This is a genomic window from Aquimarina mytili (assembly GCF_016735115.1).
In the GTDB taxonomy this organism is placed as follows: Bacteria; Bacteroidota; Bacteroidia; order Flavobacteriales; family Flavobacteriaceae; genus Aquimarina; species Aquimarina mytili.
The window spans coordinates 19,597-41,136 of sequence record NZ_JAERQJ010000012.1 but is presented as its reverse complement, the minus strand read 5'-3'; the positions used below and the strand labels follow the sequence as shown (position 1 = coordinate 41,136).

Annotated in this window: 18 protein-coding genes and 2 tRNA genes; 9 read left to right on the top strand and 11 right to left on the bottom strand. The window is 32.6% G+C overall.

Annotation, left to right across the window (positions count from 1 at the left end):
- Window positions 1-126 precede the first annotated feature (126 nt).
- On the top strand, window positions 127-1,317 hold the full coding sequence (locus JJQ60_RS19755) for a DegT/DnrJ/EryC1/StrS family aminotransferase (protein WP_201924166.1): 1,191 nt from the start codon (window positions 127-129) through the stop codon (window positions 1,315-1,317).
- 15 nt (window positions 1,318-1,332) lie between these two features.
- On the opposite strand, the gene ribB is transcribed toward JJQ60_RS19755, so the two are convergent.
- The 9 genes from ribB to JJQ60_RS19710 all read right to left on the bottom strand — a co-directional run bounded on the left by ribB (window position 1,333) and on the right by JJQ60_RS19710 (window position 9,634).
- Window positions 1,333-2,484, bottom strand: a complete 1,152-nt coding sequence (ribB, locus tag JJQ60_RS19750) for a 3,4-dihydroxy-2-butanone-4-phosphate synthase (RefSeq protein ID WP_201924164.1) — start codon at window positions 2,482-2,484, stop codon at window positions 1,333-1,335.
- A gap of 47 nt (window positions 2,485-2,531) precedes the next feature.
- Window positions 2,532-3,977 carry an LptF/LptG family permease gene (locus JJQ60_RS19745; protein WP_201924162.1) on the bottom strand — a complete coding sequence of 482 codons (1,446 nt, stop codon included), beginning with the start codon at window positions 3,975-3,977 and terminating at the stop codon, window positions 2,532-2,534.
- 147 nt (window positions 3,978-4,124) lie between these two features.
- The gene (locus JJQ60_RS19740; protein WP_394369557.1) at window positions 4,125-4,757 is read right to left on the bottom strand and encodes a LolA family protein; all 633 of its coding nucleotides are present in this window, start codon (window positions 4,755-4,757) and stop codon (window positions 4,125-4,127) included.
- Between the two features lie 44 nt (window positions 4,758-4,801).
- Entirely contained in the window at window positions 4,802-7,303 is a 2,502-nt protein-coding gene (locus JJQ60_RS19735) for an FtsK/SpoIIIE family DNA translocase (RefSeq protein WP_201924157.1), read from the bottom strand.
- Window positions 7,304-7,370: 67 nt separating this feature from the next.
- The gene (locus JJQ60_RS19730) at window positions 7,371-7,739 is read right to left on the bottom strand and encodes a diacylglycerol kinase (protein ID WP_201924149.1); all 369 of its coding nucleotides are present in this window, start codon (window positions 7,737-7,739) and stop codon (window positions 7,371-7,373) included.
- 14 nt (window positions 7,740-7,753) lie between these two features.
- Complete coding sequence (gene tpx / locus JJQ60_RS19725; protein WP_201924148.1) at window positions 7,754-8,254, bottom strand: thiol peroxidase; 501 nt, start codon at window positions 8,252-8,254, stop codon at window positions 7,754-7,756.
- Between the two features lie 117 nt (window positions 8,255-8,371).
- The gene (locus JJQ60_RS19720) at window positions 8,372-8,629 is read right to left on the bottom strand and encodes a DUF6952 family protein (protein ID WP_201924147.1); all 258 of its coding nucleotides are present in this window, start codon (window positions 8,627-8,629) and stop codon (window positions 8,372-8,374) included.
- Window positions 8,610-8,924, bottom strand: coding sequence for a thioredoxin family protein (locus JJQ60_RS19715; protein ID WP_201924146.1), 315 nt, complete (start codon window positions 8,922-8,924; stop codon window positions 8,610-8,612). The genes JJQ60_RS19720 and JJQ60_RS19715 overlap by 20 nt, the downstream gene beginning before the upstream one ends.
- A 71-nt stretch (window positions 8,925-8,995) precedes the next feature.
- A complete protein-coding gene (locus JJQ60_RS19710; protein ID WP_201924145.1) occupies window positions 8,996-9,634 on the bottom strand; it encodes a peroxiredoxin in 639 nt (212 codons plus the stop codon).
- Window positions 9,635-9,898: 264 nt separating this feature from the next.
- On the opposite strand from JJQ60_RS19710, the gene JJQ60_RS19705 reads away from it, so the two are divergent.
- The 4 genes from JJQ60_RS19705 to JJQ60_RS19690 all read left to right on the top strand — a co-directional run bounded on the left by JJQ60_RS19705 (window position 9,899) and on the right by JJQ60_RS19690 (window position 14,293).
- Window positions 9,899-12,148 (top strand): tetratricopeptide repeat-containing hybrid sensor histidine kinase/response regulator, encoded by a 2,250-nt coding sequence (locus tag JJQ60_RS19705; protein ID WP_201924144.1) that lies wholly within the window; start codon window positions 9,899-9,901, stop codon window positions 12,146-12,148.
- 120 nt (window positions 12,149-12,268) lie between these two features.
- Window positions 12,269-13,438 (top strand): trans-sulfuration enzyme family protein, encoded by a 1,170-nt coding sequence (locus tag JJQ60_RS19700; RefSeq protein WP_201924143.1) that lies wholly within the window; start codon window positions 12,269-12,271, stop codon window positions 13,436-13,438.
- Between the two features lie 3 nt (window positions 13,439-13,441).
- Window positions 13,442-14,158: a bacillithiol biosynthesis deacetylase BshB1 gene (gene bshB1 / locus JJQ60_RS19695; RefSeq protein ID WP_201924142.1), complete on the top strand. Its 717-nt coding sequence runs from the start codon at window positions 13,442-13,444 to the stop codon at window positions 14,156-14,158.
- Between the two features lie 59 nt (window positions 14,159-14,217).
- A tRNA-His gene (locus JJQ60_RS19690) sits at window positions 14,218-14,293 on the top strand.
- 176 nt (window positions 14,294-14,469) lie between these two features.
- On the opposite strand, the gene JJQ60_RS19685 is transcribed toward JJQ60_RS19690, so the two are convergent.
- Complete coding sequence (locus tag JJQ60_RS19685) at window positions 14,470-15,531, bottom strand: M28 family metallopeptidase (RefSeq protein ID WP_201924141.1); 1,062 nt, start codon at window positions 15,529-15,531, stop codon at window positions 14,470-14,472.
- Window positions 15,532-15,706: 175 nt separating this feature from the next.
- Here JJQ60_RS19685 and JJQ60_RS19680 point away from each other — a divergent pair.
- The 4 genes from JJQ60_RS19680 to JJQ60_RS19665 all read left to right on the top strand — a co-directional run bounded on the left by JJQ60_RS19680 (window position 15,707) and on the right by JJQ60_RS19665 (window position 20,371).
- A tRNA-Ser gene (locus tag JJQ60_RS19680) sits at window positions 15,707-15,791 on the top strand.
- A gap of 264 nt (window positions 15,792-16,055) precedes the next feature.
- Entirely contained in the window at window positions 16,056-17,495 is a 1,440-nt protein-coding gene (locus JJQ60_RS19675) for a hypothetical protein (protein ID WP_201924140.1), read from the top strand.
- A 306-nt stretch (window positions 17,496-17,801) separates the two neighbouring features.
- Window positions 17,802-20,006: a PAS domain-containing protein gene (locus tag JJQ60_RS19670; protein WP_201924139.1), complete on the top strand. Its 2,205-nt coding sequence runs from the start codon at window positions 17,802-17,804 to the stop codon at window positions 20,004-20,006.
- Complete coding sequence (locus JJQ60_RS19665) at window positions 20,003-20,371, top strand: response regulator (RefSeq protein ID WP_201924138.1); 369 nt, start codon at window positions 20,003-20,005, stop codon at window positions 20,369-20,371. The genes JJQ60_RS19670 and JJQ60_RS19665 overlap by 4 nt, the downstream gene beginning before the upstream one ends.
- A gap of 5 nt (window positions 20,372-20,376) precedes the next feature.
- Here the strand turns inward: JJQ60_RS19665 and JJQ60_RS19660 are convergent, their stop codons facing one another.
- A complete protein-coding gene (locus JJQ60_RS19660; protein ID WP_201924137.1) occupies window positions 20,377-21,486 on the bottom strand; it encodes a DEAD/DEAH box helicase in 1,110 nt (369 codons plus the stop codon).
- Window positions 21,487-21,540 lie beyond the last annotated feature (54 nt).

The window sequence follows — 21,540 nt, the reverse complement described above, 5'->3', positions numbered from 1 at the left end:
TTTTATAAATAGTAATCACAGGTATTTAGATAGTAATACTCAAAAAAATATAAAATAGCAACAGGAAAATCAAAACTCTTTTCGGTACTTTTGCCGAAAGGAGTTTTTAATTTTAACACTACAGTTATGCCAGGATTTGAATTATTTGGTGCCGAAGAAAAAAAAGAGGTTCAGGATGTATTAGATAATGGAGTTTTAATGCGATATGGATTTGATCCTATGAGAAATGGTCATCATAAAGCATTAGAGTTAGAGAATGATCTGGCAAAAAAAATGCAAAGTAAATATGCTCAAGTAGTATCTAGCGGTACGGCAGCATTAACTGTAGCTTTGGCATGTGCTGGTATTGGATCAGGTGATGAGGTAATCATGCCTACATTCACTTTTGTAGCAAGTTTTGAAGCAATATTATCAGTTGGAGCTACTCCCATCTTATGCGACATCGATGACACATTAACTCTGGATCCAAAAGCAGTTGAAGCTGCGATTACTGCAAAAACAAAAGCCATAATGCCGGTTCATATGTGCGGATCAATGGCCGATCTTAAAGCTCTAAAAGCTATTAGCGATAAACACAACCTTATTTTATTAGAAGATGCCTGCCAGGCTATTGGCGGAACCTATGATGGTAAGCCACTTGGGAGTTATGGTGATTTAGGTTGCTTTTCTTTTGACTATGTAAAGACTGTAACATGCGGAGAAGGTGGCGGAATTATTACTAACTCTGAAACGTATGCAGACAGAGCCCATAAATATCAAGATCATGGCCATGATCATATTGGCAATGACCGCGGAGCAGAAACACATCCATTTTTAGGATACAATTATAGATTATCGGAGCTAAATGCTGCCGTAGGTATAGCGCAATTGAGAAAATTAGATCATACCATCGCTGTTCAGGAAAAGAACTATACAATTTTACGGGATGCCCTATCATCAATTCCTGAAGTGACTTTTAGACGAGTACCTGAAATGGGGGTTGAAAGCTACGCTTTCTTAAGTATATTCTTACCTTCAGAAGATATCGCCAGAAAGGCTCATAAAGCCCTAGGAGCACATGGCGTAGATGCTTGTTTTTATTGGTATGATAATAACTGGCATTACTACAAAAAATGGGAGCACTTATTGGAGCCAAAATCTTTGAATACATTATCTAAAGAAATACAAACAGGCTTACAAAAAAATAACAAATCTTTTGATGCAAGTGATGCCTGGATGGGAAGAACAATCTCTTGCTTAATCAAATTAAGCTGGACAGAAATTGAGGTCAAAGACAGAGCTTCAAAAATGGTAGATGCTATACAGAGTGTAGTGTAGAAATACTAAATTAATTTAGTATTCTACATATTCAACAATTTCTAATCCATATCCAATCATCCCTACACGTTTTTGTTGAACAGTGTTCGAAACTAAACGTAGTTTATGAATATTGATATCATGTAATATCTGTGCTCCGATACCAAAATCTTTGGAGTCCATAATAATCTTTGGAGCTTTTATTACACTATCGCCATCCTGAATTTCTTTTAAAGCGCTTAAACGACTTAAGAGATTTAAAGACTGACTTTCTTGATTAATAAAGAGTATGGCGCCTTTGCCTTCATTATTTATACGCTGAAACATTGCGTCCAATCTCTTATCAGCATTGTTAGTTAAAGTCCCCAGAATGTCATTATTATATAATGTAGAGTTAACTCGGGTGAGAACCGGTTCATTATCATTCCAGCTACCTAGGGTTAATGCAATATGAATTTGATTATTTGTAGTTTGTTTATACGCTCTAAGCCTGTATTTACCAAAGCGTGTTACAATATCAAAATCTTCTTTTTTATCAATTAATGAATCGTGTTGCATACGATATGCCACAAGATCTTCAATTGAGACCAGTTTAAGGTCGAATTTTTTAGCAACCTCTAACAATTGAGGTAAACGAGCCATAGTGCCATCTTCATTCATTATCTCAACAATAACACCGGCCGGTTTAAGACCAGCCAATCGAGCAAAATCAATAGCAGCTTCGGTATGTCCGGTTCTTCTTAGCACTCCTCCTTCTTTAGCTTTTAAAGGAAATATATGACCTGGACGTGCCAACTCATGAGGTTTGGTATCTGGGTCTGTTAATGCTAAAATCGTATTGGCTCTATCACTTGCGGATATCCCTGTAGTAACCCCGTTTCCTTTTAGATCAACAGAAACCGTAAAAGCAGTTTCCATAGGGTCAGTATTATTACCCACCATCATATTCAACTTCAAATCTTCGCAACGATTTTCTGTTAAAGGAGCACAAATAAGGCCTCTACCATGAGTAGCCATAAAATTGATCATCTCTGGCGTAGCCTTTTCTGCAGCGGCTAGAAAATCTCCTTCATTTTCTCGATCTTCATCATCAACAACAATAATAACTTTTCCTTGACGGATATCTTCAATAGCTTCCTGGATTGTATTCAACTTGATCTTTTTTTTGGTCTCAGTAATCTGCGACATAGTAGTGTTAGCTTAAAAAATTTTCACAAAGATATCTAAAAAGAACGCTACTTCTTAGATTTAGATACTCGTTTTATAAAGAAATCTCTTATCGGTTGAATAAATACATCTAGATTAAAAATCCCTTGATCTGTAGTAGCTCTGTATGTTAAAAATATACTAAGTGGAAATATAATAAATGTAGCTAACCACGAACCTATAAATGGAGGAACCCCTCCTTCTTCAGCACTATTTTTTGCAAAAATCCCAATGAAATGATAAGTAAGAAATAGTACAACGCCTATAACTATTGGTAGACCTAAACCTCCTTTTCTTATAATTGCTCCTAATGGTGCGCCAACAAAAAATAATAAAATACAAGAAATACCCAGAGCATATTTATCATGTAGTGACATCTCGTATTTATTTAAAGCTCTCTTTCTAACAACTTGATTTCTAAATGTAGTATTAATGTTTCTTATGATTCCATCAGTATTAGAATATGCCAGCTTATAAATTTGTAATTTTTGTCCTGTATCAAAATGATCTTTCAAATCTATGATATCCGTTGATACAGTACTCTGTTGTGCCGCATATTTTATATTCTTATTGATGTCCTTTAATCCGTTTCTTCTTTCTATATTATTTATTACAGCAGTAACACTATTATTAACATGTATAGACAAGGTATCGATCTCACTACTTAGCTCATTTACATTAAGCATATTATATCCTTTATGATATTGTTGTTCATCCATATCCACATTATCTAAAGAAGACAAATCTATATTAAGAACGTACTGCTTAAAGTGGGTCTTAGCAAAAGGGAGTTTTTTTCTTCTCTTTGCCGATTTTGGTTGAATTTCATCATAATAATTACCATCATTAAGCACCAATGTCACCAAATCAGAGTTAACACTTCCTTTTAGCTCTCCATCTACGGCTTTAATTACTGTAAAATTACCAGGTCGAGCGGCTTTTTTATGAATAATAATATCTTTGAGAAATTCATCATTATCACCGTACTTTTCGGCGACTTTAATATTTATATCTCCCAGATCATTAAATTGATTGGGAGTAATTACCATAGCGGGTTTAACCTTAACTATATTTTTTCTGAGATTAATAAATCGTTTTTCTGACGCAGGAATAACTGTATTAGAAAAGAGAAATGCACCTATACCTACAAAAAATATGAAAACAGACAATGTTCTCATTGCTCTTTGAAGAGAAATACCTGAAGATTTCATTGCCGCAAACTCATAATTCTCAGCAAAATTTCCGAAAATCATAATAGAGGTTAATAAAACTGTCAGTGGCAATACCATGGGAATTAGTCTTGGCGTAGCAAAGGTTAAAAACTTTAGAATGACAGAAAAATCTAAATCTTTACCTGCTAATTCTGATATAAACAGCCATATAGTCTGCAATAAAAGGATAAACATAATAATAATAAAGAGCGGAAAAAATGTCTTTAAAAATGTAGTTAAAATATATCTGTCAAGAATTTTCACAAGTTTTGTATTTCCGAATTATCTTATATTGGACATGTTTACTAAAAATCAAAGAACGCGTATATTTTAATACTCGTTCTTTGAAAAACATACATAAAATTATGTAACTGTCTTAATATTAAATCTTTCTTTATGAAAAGAACCGTTCTAATCTAGACGATTTATATAGTAATTCTCATATTTTGATTCATCAAACTTAAATAATGTTTCAGAAATTGGTTGATTCGTTTTAAAACTATTTACGGTAAAAGTAACATTAGTTCCATTGTTAAGTTTCTGAACCATTTTGTAAATATGCTTAGTTTGCTTATCAATACCAAGTAATATTTCTTTTAAATCACTTTTAGAATCAATTGGAGTCAATTTAATGAATTGAATTTTTCTTCCATTTAAATCCCTAACGGCATCCATTTTATACGAATATCCTTCTTCATAAAAAGTTAACATTTTAGAAGGTGTTATACTATTGGCATCTTCTTCATCTTGAGATGATATATTTATCTCTTCATCTTCAGGGATAATAACGTATATTTTTTTGCCATCATACATTCGTTGAGTTCCCATTAGGCTAAGAAGGTATTTATTTCCTTGTAATGTTACATCTCCTCTAGTTTCCTGAGATACATTTTCTGTTGGATTATTAAGGGCATATTTAAAGCTTATCACAATATTAGTATATCCTTTAACCTTTTTAGAAACCTCATCTAAAAGACTTTTAGCACTTTGGGCTTGTGCGGTGGTAATTCCTAGTAAAAACAGTAAAAGTATTGCCTTTTTTATCATTATTTTTTCTTTAATTGCTATTATCTTTAAACTAAATTATTTTATTCTTGCTCCAATAATTGTTGGAGTGAAACTAAATCAGGAACTAAAACCTGTCTGGCTTTACTACCTTCAAAAGGACCAACAACACCAGCAGCTTCTAACTGATCTATTAATCGACCAGCTCGATTGTATCCTAGCTTTAATTTTCTTTGTAACAGAGATGCAGATCCTTGTTGCGCTGTAACGATTACTTCGGCAGCTTCATTAAAGAGTTTATCTCTATCGCTTTTATCTATATCAAGACTTGTGCCACTTTCTTCACCTACATATTCTGGTAATAAGTGTGCATCAGGATATGCTTTCTGGCTGCCAATATATTCGGTGATTTTTTCTACTTCCGGGGTATCAACAAATGCACATTGAATCCTAATAATATCATTTCCTTGTGTATACAACATATCCCCACGACCTATTAATTGGTCTGCTCCACCTGTATCAAGAATGGTACGTGAATCTATTTTAGAAGTTACTCTAAATGCGATTCGTGCAGGGAAATTAGCTTTAATCATACCCGTAATCACATTAACCGATGGTCGTTGTGTTGCTATAATCAAATGTATTCCTATTGCTCGGGCTAGTTGGGCTAACCTAGCTATTGGTGTTTCAACCTCTTTACCGGCCGTCATAATAAGATCAGCAAACTCATCTACAACTAATACAATATAGGGTAAAAATCTATGCCCATTTTCGGGATTAAGCTTTCTAGCCTTAAATTTTGTATTATACTCTTTAATATTTCGAACCATTGCATTTTTTAGCAGATCATAACGAGCATCCATCTCAATGCAAAGAGAGTTAAGGGTATTAATTACTTTAGTATTATCTGTAATTATTGCCTCTTCTGTATCGGGTAATTTAGCAAGATAATGACGTTCGATCTTGTTAAAGAGCGTAAGTTCTACTTTTTTAGGATCGACAAGTACAAACTTTACTTCGGCTGGATGTTTTTTATACAATAAAGAGGTTAGTATTGCATTAAGCCCTACCGATTTACCTTGTCCTGTTGCTCCTGCCATCAGAAGGTGAGGCATTTTAGCTAAATCGACTACAAATGTTTCATTAGAGATTGTTTTACCAAGGGATAACGGTAATTCCATTTCAGCATTTTGAAACTTGGGTGATGCAATAGCTGATCTCATTGATACAATGGTAGCATTTTTGTTAGGAACCTCAATACCAATGGTTCCTTTTCCTGGTATTGGCGCAATTATACGAATCCCTAAGGCCGCCAAAGATAATGCGATATCATCTTCTAAGTTTTTAATTTTAGAAATACGTATTCCAGCCTCTGGAACAATCTCATATAATGTAACTGTAGGACCTACTGTAGCTTTAATTTGAGCAATCTCAATCTTATAATTTTTAAGAGTCTCAACAATTCTGTTTTTATTTTCTTCTAACTCTCCTTGATCAATTGTGATTCCTCCAGCATTAGCTGTATAATCCTTTAGTAAATCAATGGTTGGAAACCTATAATTACCAAGTTCTAATTTTGGATCAAACTCTCCAAAATCTTTGACCAATTTATTGCTCAAGTTTTTTACAACTTCTTCTTCAACAGTTGTTTCAACTTCCATTGCAATATCCTCTGGATTATCTTCAGATTTTATTATTATTTTTTCAGGGATTTCAGAATCTCTATTTTTTGGATTACCGTAAAAGTCATTAATCGTAGGATTTAAGGTAACTTCATTAGTATTCTCTTCTTTTTTAACACTTTCAACAATAGGGCTAGCGCTTTTTTCTTCACTCTTTTTGACTTTCTCCTTGGACCTGGCTATGATTGCATCAATTTTTTCTTTAATACCAGAACTTGTTGATTCATCTGTACTCGGAACCGGCGTTGGTATTGAATGACCATTATTTGTTTTTGGAGTTTCGTCAAAATCCTTTGCGATAGCTTTTTGTGTGTTTTTTATAGATGCTGTAAGTTTTTCTGGGGTATATCGCAAACGTACTACTATATATACAATCGCAAAGAATGCAAGAACGAGTACCGTTCCAATAAACCCTATATAGTCTTGTAAGAAATCATTGGTTTCGTATCCAATTATTCCGGCCATCAGACCATTTTCGCTTTTTGTAAATCCAAGAACAACTGAAACCCATATCATTACCAAAGTTCCCCAAAACCAAAATCCGGCTAATTTTCTTTTGTTTAAATCAAAGAACAGATATACACCTGTCAATGAGGTTAAAAACGGGATTACTAATGCAGAAATACCAAAACCTTTAAAAATAAAGAAATGACTTACTACTGCTCCAAATTTGCTTAACCAGTTTTTGGGCGATGATGTTCTGTTATAGAATTGTGATATTTCGCTCTGATCAATTTTCCAATTAAAGAAAAATGAAATAAAAGCAAAAAATAAACCTATCCCCAAAAAGAATAAAAAACTACCCAAAACAACTTTTTGCTGTCTTGATAATGTAAATTTTTCTCTTAATGAAGTTTTATTTTTAGTTGTTTTCCTTTTTGTACTTACCTTTCTTTTAGCCATTTTTTGAATGTCTTATCGCAAAAATACGAATATCTATATTGGAACGTAAAAATGCCTGAAAAATTTTCTAAACAAAGTAAGGTATATAAATAATCAATCCTATAATAACGGCTATGACAGCAGCTATAAAAACCGCTCCTGCAGCAACATCTTTTATAAAACCAATTTTATCATGAAAGTCAGGATGTATGAAATCTGCAACTGCTTCTACAGTAGTATTAACACCTTCAATACTCATTACCAATCCGATGGCAAAAATTTGCAACATCCACTCCGTTGTAGTAATTTGAAAATAAAAACCTAGTATCGTTATAATAACAGCAATTCCGGCCTGAACTTGGATACTTGGTTCAGTTTTTAGTAACAGCAATGCTCCTTTCAAGGCATAACCACAACCACGCAACCTACCTAATATAAAATCAGAAACTTTACTCATTATGTGCTAATATCCTAAGACAGTGTTTTTAGGGCTGCTGCATAATTTGGCTCCTGAACTATTTCTGGCACCTGCTCTGTATAGGCCACTACACCCTCTTCATCAAGTACTACAACTGCTCTAGAATGCAATCCTTTCATCGGACCATCTGTAATTTCTACTCCATAGTCTTTTCCAAATTTACCATCTCTAAAGTCTGAACTATTGATAACATCTTCTAAACCTTCTGCTCCGCAAAATCGAGCTTGTGCAAAAGGTAAATCTCTCGATATACACAAAACTTTAGTATTTTTTAAGTTACTCGCCTCTTTATTAAATTCTCTTACCGAAGCAGCACATATACCTGTATCCACCGAAGGGAAAATATTCAAAATAACTTTTGAACCTCTGTAGTCAGATAGTCGAGATATTGACAAATCTGTATTTACTAATTCAAAATCAGGTGCTTTTTGACCAATTGCGGGTAAGTTACCGCTAGTATGCATTTCGTTTCCTTTTAAAGTTATTGTAGCCATAATAAATGATTGTTGTTTTTTTGAGCCTTAAAATTAGTAAGATTAAATGGTAATTTTAATAAAGTTTATAGAAAATAAAAAAACCTTCCGGATTGGAAGGTTTTTAATTTTTCTTTTTCAAGTATCAATAGATCCTAAGACCCGTTGCATAAAATTATTTAATGCTTCTTTTTTTGGAGTTCCTTGTTTGATCATTTTATCAACTTCGAGAGCTCCATACATATTAGAAATCAATTCTCCGATAACATCAAGCTCTTCATCTTTAAGAGAGGATACCTCGGTTAATGCTTCTAAAGTTTCTATGGTTTCTACCAAAAAATCTTCATCATTTTCTTCGATGAAACTGGTAAGATGCTTAATTACTGGTAACTTCATCTACTAACTCTTTAAGAACATCAAATTTGTTGGTTTGTACCTGATTTACGAAAGTTCCATCCTTAAAAGTGGCAAAAGTTGGAAGATTATCTACCGTGGCCATTTTTCTGGATTCTGGATATTTTTCGGCATCGACTATAATAAAAGCAGTAGCGTCATTTTCTGTTGCTAGCTTTTTAAATTTTGGCTTCATAATTCTACAATTACCGCACCAAGAAGCCGAGTATTGAACTACGACAGTATTATTATCTGCAATTAGTTGTGAAAGATTATCTTCTGTTAATTCTTGAACCATTTGAATTGATTTTAAAGATTAGAAGCAAAATTTCTTCAGAAGGTATTCTGAAGAAATTTTACAGTACGATATTAGTTAGATGCTAAATAAGAAGCCACACCATCTCTATTAGCATTCATTGCTTCTTTACCTTCTTCCCAGTTAGCTGGACATACCTCTCCATTCTTCTGAACATGAGTATACGCATCTATTAATCTTAAAAATTCTGCAACATTTCTTCCTACTGGCATATGATTTACACCTTCATGAAAGACTGTTCCTTCTTCATCAATTAAATATGTAGCTCTATAGGTAACATTATCACCTTCAACAGTTACAACTCCAGTTTCTTCGTTATATTTTTCGTTAGTAATATCAAGAATTCCTAATGTACTTGATAAGTTACGATTAGAATCTGCTAAGATTGGATATGTAACTCCTTCGATTCCGCCATTATCTTTTGCTGTATTAAGCCATGCAAAATGTACTTCAGGAGTATCACAAGAAGCACCAATAACGATAGTATTTCTGTCTTCAAATTCTTTTAACGCCTCTTGAAAAGCATGTAATTCTGTAGGACACACAAAAGTGAAGTCTTTCGGGTACCAAAAAAGTAATACTTTTTTATTATTCTTTTGAGCTTCTTCTAAAACATTAAGCTTAAAAGTATCTCCCATATCATTCATTGCGTCAACGTCTAAATTTGGGAATTTCTTGCCTACAAATGTCATATTAATTTATTTTAAAATTTAATTATTGATTAATTTTTTACAGCACAAATATACACCTACTTGTATAAAAAAAATGAGTGCTCAATTTTTATTATTTATATCTAAATAGTTTTTACTAATCATGACTTATTTTTCAAATAAATAACATTTTTTCTTACAAAAAACTGTATTCACCTACATAAAATACGGATAAATTACACTTTTATTACGGTGAATTGCACAATGTTAAATCTATTTTTGTATTTTCGTCAACTGACTTAAACCATGAATTACAAAGAGTTGAGAAACTTAATTTTATATATAATCCTTTCAATCCTAGTAGGTTTTACACAAAGCCTACAATCTCAACCTTCTCTAATTTCTGATAGTATACAAAGCTATATTGAGAAAGCTGAAAAACTACAAGAAGCATATCAATACGAAAAGTCTCTAGAAATTGCTAAAGCTGCTTTGCAAAATGCTCAATATAATAATGATGATAAAAGCCTTGGTTATATCTATAATATCATTGCCAAGAATTATGAAATTAATGAAGAAGATAACAAGGCAAGAAGTAATTATAGAAGAGCACTTGTCTATGCACAAAGTTCTAACAGCAAAATACTAGAAACTGATCTTTATAATAATCTGGCACGGGTATACACTAAACGTAATCTTACCAGGGTAAAAGGAGTTACCTACTATAAAAAATCATATGAGTTTGCCACAAAACTAAATGATACGGCTAGAATGATAAGGCCATTATTAAACCTTGGCGAATATTATATATCCAGAAATGATTATGACAGTGCATATGAAAATCTTGCACCTGCTATAGAATTAATTCATGAGAACTCTTCAAACCTTGTAAAGACAAAACTGAACGGTCTATTAGGTAAATATTTTTTAAACACTAAAGAATATGAAAAATCTGAAGAGTACATAGAATTGTCAATATCTTATGCCCTAGGTGAAACAAAAAACAAAAACAATAATGACGAATTAATTTCTACATATTTTGAAGAATTAGCCTCATCATACGAAACTAAATCACAACTTTATCACAAACAAGAAGATTTTCAAAAGGCATATGATTACCAAAAGAAACAATTTCAAAATATCTTAAAGGCTAAAGAATTTAAAAAATTAATAGATCTTCAAAGGGTTAATATTAAATATGAAGTTGATCAATACGAAGAGAAAATCAAAAAAGCTGAAACTGAAAAGAAAGAAAGTGAAAGCGAAGTATTAAAGTGGAGAATCAGTATTATACTGGGTATTATTGTGATCCTAATCTCTTTGGCTTTCTTAATTAGCTCATACAGAAATAATATTCAAAAGAAAAGACTAAACAATGTCCTGATTGACAAAAACAAAGAGTTAATAAGTGCAAAAGAAACAGCAGAGCAAGTATCTACTCTAAAATCTCAATTTATATCTACAGTAAGTCATGAACTTAGAACTCCTCTTTATGGTGTTATAGGACTAACATCATTGTTGATGGAAAATCCGGACAAGAAGAAAAAAGATGAATACTTAGAGTCATTAAAATTTTCTGGAGATTACCTTTTGGCATTAATTAATGATGTACTTCAACTTAGTAAGATAGAAACCAATGAAGTAAAATTAGAAAAAGTAACTTTTGATATCAGGTCATTAATTGAAGGAATTGTTAACTCATTACATACCAAACAAAAAAGCAACAACAATACTGTTCACATTGATATTGATAAAAAAATAAATACCACCTTACTTGGTGATTCAGTAAGGCTATCACAAATACTAATAAACCTAATCGGTAATGCTCTTAAATTTACTAAAGATGGTAACATCTGGATCAATGTAAATTGTATCGATTGTAAAGCTGACAGTTACATATTGCGTTTTATCGTAAAAGATGATGGTATCGGAATTCCGAAAAATAAACAGCAAACTATTTTTGACAACTTTGCGCAAGTAAAAAATGAAAATCAAGAATATGAAGGAACAGGCCTAGGCCTCGCGATTGTAAAAAAGTTGATTCAACTACATAATAGTGAGATTAATATAAATAGTAAAGAAGGTAAAGGTTCTGAATTTTATTTTGACCTCTTTTATGAAAAAGTAGTAAAAGAAGAGGAAATTTCATTAAAAACTGGCGAAAATTTAAGTATTGGAACAAGTAACTTTAACGTACTCATTGTTGACGATAATAAAATAAACCAAATCGTAACACAGAATATCTTAAAAAAGAATGGATATACCTGCAACATTGCGAGTAATGGTATGAAAGCCATTGAAATGATAAAACTTGAAAAGTTTGACCTTGTATTAATGGATATTAATATGCCTGAAATGAATGGCCTTGAGGCAACAAAAGTTATACGAACTTTTAATACACATACACCAATCATTGCATTAACAGCGGTCGAAGAAGGAGAGATAAGAAATCAAGCTATCTCTGTCGGTATGAACGATGTAATTATTAAACCCTACGATACGCAACAATTCTTTCAAACCATTATGAGAAATATCTCAAGAATGAAAATGGTTTGATTTTTTTATAAAATTTCAAGGAATTTAACCCCCATCGATATTTTCTCTGTTAATTCTTATATCATTTCTTTTGAATACCGTAATTTAGAGGTGTAAATCTTCAGATTATCATTTAAACATATGGATTCAAAAAAAATGGGTTTTAATACCGTTTGTACTCACTTTGGCGAAATCAAAGACGAACAATTTAAAGGTGCAGTTTCACCAATATATCTTTCAACTTCTTACGCATTTGAAGATGTCGATGTAAAAAGATACCCGAGATACTTTAATACCCCTAATCAAGAAGCTTTATCCAAAAAAATAGCAAAACTTGAAAAAGGCGAGTCTTCTTTGATATTTGGTAGCGGAATGGCGGCTATTAGTACTACCCTATTCGCATTCTTACAAAAAGGAGATCATATTGTATTACAAAGAACACTATATGGCGGCACAGCCAATTTGGTAAATGAAGAATTTACAAAACATGGTATCGAATTTTCTTATGTAGAAACTCAAAACATAAGTGGTTTTGAAGAAAAAATACAATCAAATACAAAAGTAATTTATATAGAAACTCCATCAAATCCTTTGTTAACCATAACCGATATACAAGCGATTGGAGACTTAGGGAAGAAAAAAGATATTATTACTATGATAGATAATACTTTTGCTTCACCAGTAAATCAAAATCCAATAGCATTAGGTATAGATGTCGTTTTGCACTCTGCAACTAAATATCTAGGTGGTCATAGTGATATCTTAGCCGGAGCTGTTGTTTCTTCAGAAAAAAATATAGATCGCATTTTTCAGGTAGCCAAAAACTTTGGAGGTAGTTTAAGCGATTTTACAGTATGGATGCTGGAAAGAAGTATAAAAACTCTGGGCATTAGAGTTAAGCGACAAAATAAAAATGCATTAAAACTTGCTAAATGGCTTGCAAAAAATGATGACATAGCTGCTGTATACTACCCTGGATTAAAATCTCATCCAGACCATGAAATTGCAAAAAAACAAATGAAAGGATTTGGAGGAATGCTATCGTTTGAATTAAAAGAAGGATTAAATTCGAGTGATTTTCAAAAAGAATTAACGCTTATAAAAAGCTCTATGAGTTTAGCAGGAGTAGAAAGTACCATTCTCTCCCCTACTTTAACCTCTCATGCGTTATTAACCGGTGAAGAAAGACAAGCTCAAGGTATTAAAGATGGTTTATTGCGATTTAGTGTTGGTATTGAAGAAAAAGAAGATTTAATGGAAGATATCCAACAAGCTTTAAATAAAATAAAAGTCCCAGAATTAGAACACTAAACTATGAAATTAGACATCCTAGCTATAGGAGCACATCCAGATGATGTAGAATTAAGTTGCTCAGGTACCATTGCAAAAGAAATTGACAAAGAAAAAAAAGTTGGAATACTAGATCTTACAAGAGGTGAATTAGGAACGAGAGGAACTCCAGAAATTAGAGATCAAGAAGCCAAAAAAGCTGCACAAATTTTAGGGGTATCTATAAGAGAAAATCTTGGATTTAGAGATGGTTTTTTCATGAATGATGAAAAACATCAGCGAGCAATAATTACTATGCTTCGAAAATACAAACCCGAAATAGTATTATGTAATGCAATTGATGATCGACATATAGATCATGGCAAAGGAAGTAAATTAGTAAGTGACTCCTGCTTTTTATCTGGACTAAGAAAAATTGAAACTACATATAATGGAGAGCTTCAAGAGGCATGGAGACCAAAACACGTATACCATTATATACAATGGAAAACTATTGAGCCCGATTTTGTTGTTGATATTAGTAATTATATTGACAAAAAAATCGAGAGTGTAGAAGCTTACGAATCTCAATTTTATGATGCTAATAGTAAAGAACCTTCTACCCCGATCTCTAGTAAGAACTTTTTGGACAGTATAAAATACCGTGCAGCAGATTTAGGTAGAATTATTAATGTGAAACACGCAGAAGGCTTTACCGTAGAACGCTATGTAGCAGTCGATTCCATTTTTGATTTAATTTAATGCAAAAAAATGTTTGTAGAAATGAAGAAATACTTTATTTTTGCAGCCTAAATTTAAATGGTGGTTGTAGCTCAGTTGGTTAGAGCGCCTGATTGTGGTTCAGGAGGTCGTCGGTTCGAGACCGATCTTCCACCCAAAAGACAAAGCTTCTCGGAAATGGGGAGCTTTTTTTGTTACACCAACATAAAGGAAATAAACTAATCGGTCGAGAAGCCTGTACTGAGCCCAGTCGAAGTGAGACCGATCTTCCACCCAAAAAAACAAAGCTCCTCAGAAATGAGGAGCTTTTTTTATTTTAAGAGAACGTGTTTTTATTCTCCTTCTTTCTCTATTTTATCTACAACAACCTTTTTTGCTCTATTTGCAACTTCCCAAGCCGTATAAAATACTAATTGAGCACGTTTGGCCATTAAATCATATTCGATCTTATCAGGCGTATCTGTGATCTTATGGTAATCCATATGTACACCATTAAAATAAAATATAATAGGTATATTGTGTTTTGCAAAATTATAATGATCACTTCTAAAGTAAAATCGATTAGGATCATTCTTTGCATTGTATGTATAATCCAAATCCAGTTTGGTGTATTTTGAATTAACTTCTTCACTAATATTATGCAGTTCGGTACTTAATCGATCACTTCCTATCAAATACACATAATTATTCTTGTCCTTTTCTTCATGTGCTTGATCAATTCTTCCAATCATATCAATATTAAGATCTGTAACCGTATTTTCTAAAGGAAAAACAGGGTTTTCTGTATAATATCGAGAACCATACAACCCTTTTTCTTCTCCAGTTACATGCAAGAATAAGATCGATCTTTTTGGCCCTACACCATCGTCTTTAGCCTTTTTAAATGCTTCTGCTATTTCAAGTAAACTAACAGTACCAGATCCATCATCATCAGCACCATTATATACGTTACCATTTGCATCTACACCTACATGATCATAATGAGCAGAAAGTACTACAATCTCATCCGGTTTTTCGGTTCCTTTTATATATGCCAATACGTTTTCTGAGGATTTTATTCCTCCTCTAAAATAGTTCTCAGGTATTTCCTGATAGTAATCATCTCCTCCCATAGGAGAGGGTATTTTCATTTTCTTATACTGTTCTTTTAAGTATTCTGCTGCCTTTTTTTGACCAGGCTCTCCTGTATCACGACCTTCAAAATCATCACTCGCAAAAATGTAAAGATGCTCTTTTAGTTCTTTAGAAGTAATACTTTGAGCATAGGCAACAACAGTTGTCTTATCATTTTTTTCAGATGTCGAATCTAGCTTAGAAGTATTTTCAGAAGAATTTTGCGAAGTTCCACAACAACTCACTATAAAAGCTCCGGCAATTATTAACGTACTTTTCATTCAATTATTTAATTAAGAGCACACAAGATACTCATTTCATCCTATATTTTTCAAAGAATATTCAGGTATGCAAAAATTACCTAAAAATTATTTTAAAAATATTCTTTTTAGAATTAAAAAAGGTTTTATATTTGCACCCGCATTCAGGGAATAAAACCTGATTCGACATAACACTGGAGAAATGGCAGAGTGGTCGAATGCGGCAGTCTTGAAAACTGTTGAGGGTCACACCTCCGGGGGTTCGAATCCCTCTTTCTCCGCAAAAAGCCTTGTAAATGTTTGATTTACAAGGCTTTTATTTTTACTTGACAAAATTATCGACAATTCTATTTTTTACATTGCCGAAAAATATATAAAATCCGTTTCTGTACTATTTTTCTTAAAATTAGCCTTGAACAGTCACTATGTTCTGTTGACAATACTTCTCATTATATTATATGTAAAATCCCCATTATTGGGATTACCTGTTCCATTTATAAGTTTTAACTTTATGATTTGCAGAAAACATCAATCAATACCGCTGTATGGAATATAAAACCAAGTTATTCATCCCAAGACAACTTATTGAAAAAAAGACAGAAATACTTAGGTATTATAAAAATGAAATCACTTTTGAAGATGCTAAAGCTTATATTTATGGAGGTACAGATCTAACTGAAATAACCGAGTTTATAAGTTTCGAAATTATAGATATCAAAAATTTAACAATAAGACTTAAGTTATATCACCATAACAATACGGTGACTACAATTAAAAAAATGTCGTTTAGACAATTAACTATTGAGTCCTCTAATAACTTCAATCAAAACCCAAAAAAAAGCTGGGAGGAGTTAACACCTCAAGAAAGAGTAGAGATATGCCAACACGAATTATCAAGATGGAGCCTTATTCTCAAATCAGAATTTTCGAATTCATTAGAAATCGAAAACGGCGAATCTTTCGATTACATTGAATTAATAAATAATTGCACTACCAGCGAGGGGTTTGAAATAAAGATACACTCAAAGACTATTAAATATCATGCTTCGTTTGAGATGCCCCCTGAAGTTTACAATGTATTATGTCAAGAACAAGCTGGTTCTGAAGCGAGACAAGGCTGGTTTGTAGATTGGAATGGTACGAACCCAGTAAAACCGGATAAAAATCATGGTCTTATAAACACATCGTATCCAAATATAAAAACCAACCCTGCTTTTAGTCAAATTTACTGGGAATCAGAATATCATATGAGAGATATTATCAAAATTGATCTATCCAAATATCGAACTGTATATGAAACTATAATGCATGGCCAAATAGATATTAACTTCGGAACAATCGATTATAATCGTTGGACACATGCCCTTGGACCTAACAATGAATATATCCAAAAACCCAAAGTACGTAAACTAATAGTTGCTCATGATAAAACAGAATATATAGATCCACCATCAACATACTCAGAAATTTTATCCGGCACATATAAATTCAGACTCCCATTGTTTTTAGAAAATGGTATCTATGATGTTACGTCACCTAAAGAAAAAAAGCATTATAGCATACTTCAGAATATAAATATGTATGAAATTAATGTTTTGAATACCGGCAAACATGAAATTGTACTCTATAATAGTTCTGCTAAGGCCAAAGAATTACAAAGATTGGTGGTTGGTAATATTGATCTAGATTCAATACCTACATATCCCGAAATACAAACTATAGATAGATTTTGTTTCGCTCCCAGAAAAACAACTTCCAAATATGATGAAAATTGGCTCCCTTCTTCTATTAAAGAAAAAAACAATACCACTTATGCCTTTCTACTAACCGACCAAAACAACTATATTCAACCAGAAAGTTGGGGTCTGGAAAGAATGATATTATCAAAAGAGAATAACGAAAGATTAATTATTGATTTGATAAGCTATGAGAGAATACTTCCAATTTGGCAAGGGTCTATAAAAGTCCAAAACGTAGTAACATAGTTTTCTTAACCAACAATAAACTGCATCCAAAAAGGATTAAGTGGCACCTTCATTCTACTAAGAAAGTATAGTCATATATCATAAGGTTGTACGCAAATAACAAATTCATCCTCCAAGTTGCATTATAACGCAGTATTAGTATTACTTCAGTAATAAATCAGCTATTACCGTGTAATTTCACCGATTTATGTTAGAGTTAATCGATTATAACTTTAAAAACCCCATCTTTAATGCTGTCATTCTAAATCATTTTGTAACTTTAAGAGAAAATACCCCAGATCTATAATAGAAAATCACTCTTTTACTATGCCTTTTACTCTGGATCAATTTGAAATCTTAGCTGAAAAAACCCTACACTTTCTCCTTGTTTTTGAAAAAGATGGTAGAATCATAGCCTATAATAGCAGATGCGAAATACTATTCCCATCTGATGTAAGCTATATGGAAGGAGGTTACATCACAGATTTTATTATTGATGATGATGTCCCGGTTTTTAAAAAGGTAATTTCTGAACTTTCTCCAGAAAATTTTCTTATCAGCAAATCCTTCAGTTTTGCTACTGAAAACCATGGCGTACTTTCCTTAAAATTTGATTTAACTTTTCAGAACAATCTAGTCTATGCCGCAGGAACAGATACCACCGAAGAATACAAAGAGCATAGAGCCCTGATGACTATTTCTAAACTTACCAAAACCGGTGCATGGTATTTCAATCCTAAGAATAATGAAATGTACTGGTCCAAAGGGTGCTATATTATTAAAGGTTTGGATCCAGATACGCCTATGACCAGAGCGCTTGGCGCTAGTTTTTATCCTAAAGAATCCAGAAAAAGAGTTGAAAAATATCTGGATGACTTAATAAAAAATAAAAAAGCGTATGAGTACACCGAGAAGATTGTTACCGAACAAGGAGAAGAGAAATGGGTAAAAGTTGTAGCCCATCCGGTTATTCATAAAAATGAAGTTATCTATGTAAATGGTACCATAGCAGATATAACAGATCGTCACCATTATATCGAAAAATTAAAGTATAATGAAGAAACTAAACATCTAGCCTTAAAAGGGATTCAATCTGGATTATTTGATCATCATATCGCAAAAAATGAAGTTTTTTATAGCTCAGATTTTAAAAAAATGCTTGGCTTACCCTTAGATCAGGATTTTGTGCCCGAAGAGATCTTTAGAAAAATGATTCACCCAGAAGATGTTGACGGCGCCTTTAAGAGACATCAGGATAACCTTAAAAAAGAAGGAAACCACTATCACAATCATTATCGTTTAAGTGATAAAAAAGGAAATTACAAACATTACGAAGTTCATGGTTTTAGAAGAAAAAATGAAAAAGGGGAAACCATTAGAATGATTGGTAATCTAATCGATGTACATCAAAGAAAATTAAATGAACGAACTATAATTGAAGGCAAAAATAGGTTACAAGCCATTGTAAATAATGGATTTGCATATACTGTACTTCTGGATACCAAAGGAAAAATCTTAATAACCGATAAAAAATCATTAAAGATCATTAAAAAAGACTTTAAAGTCGACCCAACAAAGACTGATTGTTTATTTATTGATGTAATGCCAGCAAATTTTAAAAACTCATTTATTCATACTTTTAATGAAGCCTTAAAAGGTAATACTATAAAAAAGGAAATTGAGCGTGTTATGCATGATGGAAATACACAATGGCTTGAATCAAAATATACTCCAATTTTTGATGACGATTATAAAATAAATTCTGTTTTGGTAAGTTTTCATGATATTTCGGAACGTAAACTTGCACAACAAGCCATTACCTTAGCGCATCTAAGAGAACAAGAGTTAAGCAACTTAAAATCTAATATTCTATCCAATTTTAGTCATGAAATAAGAACACCATTAAATGGTATAATGACGATAAGTAATTTAATTTTAAAAGATAAATATCCCGAAGAACAAAATCAATTACTAAAATATCTGGAAGAAAGTAAAGACAGGCTCCTGGACACCATGAATAAATTATCAAATTTCAGCGAAATAGATGCTATCCATGATACTCTCAATTTTGAAGAAGTCGATATCAATTACACGGTAGAATCCTCTTTTAGAGAATACCAGCATATGGCCGACATTAAAAAACTGGATTATAATCTGGAGCTTGATACCGAAAGTCCTCAGGCAAAAATAGACATAAATTTATTTCGACCAGCACTTAATAATATCATACATAACGCCATTAAATACACTGAAAAAGGCGCTGTTAGCATCAGGATTAATTCTAATACTTCCAAAAAAAATATTTATATTTATATTAAAGATACTGGTATAGGTATAGACAAAAAGGATTTTTTCAAAATATTTGAGCCTCTAATGCAAGGGAGCACTGGTATAAGTAGGGAGTATGAAGGAACAGGTGTTGGACTAAGTCTATCAAAAAGATATATCGAGATTTTAGGAGGGAAAATAAAATTAAAAAGTAAGCTAGGAAAGGGGACAGAATTTATCATTATAATTCCAAAACACGTATGAATATTCTTTACGTTGAAGACAACAAAATAAATGCAATGGTAATGGATAAGATGTTATCCAAACATGATTCTAATGTAGTTATTGCAGAAAATGGGTCACAGGCTCTTAAAGTAGTAAGAGAGAAAAACCTTGACCTTATTCTTGTTGATATTAACCTAGGATTAAATCAAATGGACGGTTGCGAGTTACTTCAAAGATTTCGAAAACTGGATATCCTTAAAAGTATTCCTGTATTTGCTGTTACCGCTTATGCAATGCCTGGAGACAGACAGCGTTTTATGAATATTGGCTTTGACAATTACTTCTCAAAACCGGTTAACTTTGATGAATTATTATCCGCTATTTCCACTTTGAGTGTGAGCTAATTTTTTTATCGTATCTGACCAAATCTAATACCAAGTTGTTTTTCCAACTCTCTTATAACTTTAACTTCAGGTTTTGTTATTAAAGCTAATGACAACCCCGTATTACCAGCCCTAGCTGTCCTTCCACTTCGGTGAGTATAATACTCTATCTGGTCAGGCAATTGATAATGAATTACATAAGACAAATTAGCAACATCTATACCTCTTGCAGCAACATCTGTAGATACTAATAATTGTAAACTCTTATTCCTAAAAGCTCTCATTACTTTATCTCGTTCTTTTTGAGTCATTTCTCCTTCAAGTAAACCTACATCATAATTTTTGGCTTTCAATTGTTTAGAAAGCGTTCGTGCCGCTACTTTGGTCTTTGTAAAAATAATACCTCTACTTCCTTTTTGTGTTTTCAAGAAATACGTAAGAGTATCTAACTTACCTGCCTCCTCTCCTACTACAAATTGATGGTCAATACCCTTATTTACAGCATCATTCTTATCTACACTTACTTGAGGAGCATTTTTATCAACATATGTAGTTATAATCTCGTTCAATGAAACGGGCATGGTGGCTGAGAAAAGCCATACATTTCTATGTCCTTTAGTTTTACTTAAGATTGTTGTCAAATCTTTTTTAAATCCCATACTCAACATCTCATCAGCTTCATCCATTACAATAGTCCTTATTTTAGAGATATCAACAGCCTTTCTGTTGATTAAATCTATAAGTCGTCCAGGTGTAGCAACAACAATATGTGTTGGCCTATTTAACCTGGAGATTTGCCTATCAATCTTCTCTCCTCCGTAAACTGACTCAACAAAAATCTTGTCGGTATATTTTGTGAATTTAAAAAGTTGTTTAGCGATCTGCTGGCCAAGCTCTCTGGTTGGAGCCAAAATTAAGGCTTGTACATGTTTCTTCTTAGCATCTATATTAGATAACAGGGGGATACCAAAAGCTGCCGTTTTTCCGGTTCCTGTTTGTGCTTTTCCAATAAAATCAGTTTGATGATTCATCAAGACAGGTACAGCCTGTTCTTGAATCTTTGTAGGAATAGTAATACCTATCTCTTTAAGACCTTTACATAGTTCTTTAGAAACTCCAAATTCAAAAAATGTCATAGTTAACTGATTTAAGTTGCAAAAATAGCCTAATATATTTACAACCCAACATAA

What these genes read in the sequence shown, in the direction of transcription:
- JJQ60_RS19755 (WP_201924166.1), top strand. Translation starts at nt 127, where the DNA reads ATGCCAGGATTTGAATTATTTGGTGCCGAAGAAAAAAAAGAGGTTCAG.
- ribB (WP_201924164.1), bottom strand. Translation starts at nt 2,484, where the DNA reads ATGTCGCAGATTACTGAGACCAAAAAAAAGATCAAGTTGAATACAATC.
- JJQ60_RS19735 (WP_201924157.1), bottom strand. Translation starts at nt 7,303, where the DNA reads ATGGCTAAAAGAAAGGTAAGTACAAAAAGGAAAACAACTAAAAATAAA.
- JJQ60_RS19730 (WP_201924149.1), bottom strand. Translation starts at nt 7,739, where the DNA reads ATGAGTAAAGTTTCTGATTTTATATTAGGTAGGTTGCGTGGTTGTGGT.
- tpx (WP_201924148.1), bottom strand. Translation starts at nt 8,254, where the DNA reads ATGGCTACAATAACTTTAAAAGGAAACGAAATGCATACTAGCGGTAAC.
- JJQ60_RS19720 (WP_201924147.1), bottom strand. Translation starts at nt 8,629, where the DNA reads ATGAAGTTACCAGTAATTAAGCATCTTACCAGTTTCATCGAAGAAAAT.
- JJQ60_RS19715 (WP_201924146.1), bottom strand. Translation starts at nt 8,924, where the DNA reads ATGGTTCAAGAATTAACAGAAGATAATCTTTCACAACTAATTGCAGAT.
- JJQ60_RS19710 (WP_201924145.1), bottom strand. Translation starts at nt 9,634, where the DNA reads ATGACATTTGTAGGCAAGAAATTCCCAAATTTAGACGTTGACGCAATG.
- JJQ60_RS19705 (WP_201924144.1), top strand. Translation starts at nt 9,899, where the DNA reads ATGAATTACAAAGAGTTGAGAAACTTAATTTTATATATAATCCTTTCA.
- JJQ60_RS19700 (WP_201924143.1), top strand. Translation starts at nt 12,269, where the DNA reads ATGGATTCAAAAAAAATGGGTTTTAATACCGTTTGTACTCACTTTGGC.
- bshB1 (WP_201924142.1), top strand. Translation starts at nt 13,442, where the DNA reads ATGAAATTAGACATCCTAGCTATAGGAGCACATCCAGATGATGTAGAA.
- JJQ60_RS19685 (WP_201924141.1), bottom strand. Translation starts at nt 15,531, where the DNA reads ATGAAAAGTACGTTAATAATTGCCGGAGCTTTTATAGTGAGTTGTTGT.
- JJQ60_RS19675 (WP_201924140.1), top strand. Translation starts at nt 16,056, where the DNA reads ATGGAATATAAAACCAAGTTATTCATCCCAAGACAACTTATTGAAAAA.
- JJQ60_RS19670 (WP_201924139.1), top strand. Translation starts at nt 17,802, where the DNA reads ATGCCTTTTACTCTGGATCAATTTGAAATCTTAGCTGAAAAAACCCTA.
- JJQ60_RS19665 (WP_201924138.1), top strand. Translation starts at nt 20,003, where the DNA reads ATGAATATTCTTTACGTTGAAGACAACAAAATAAATGCAATGGTAATG.
- JJQ60_RS19660 (WP_201924137.1), bottom strand. Translation starts at nt 21,486, where the DNA reads ATGACATTTTTTGAATTTGGAGTTTCTAAAGAACTATGTAAAGGTCTT.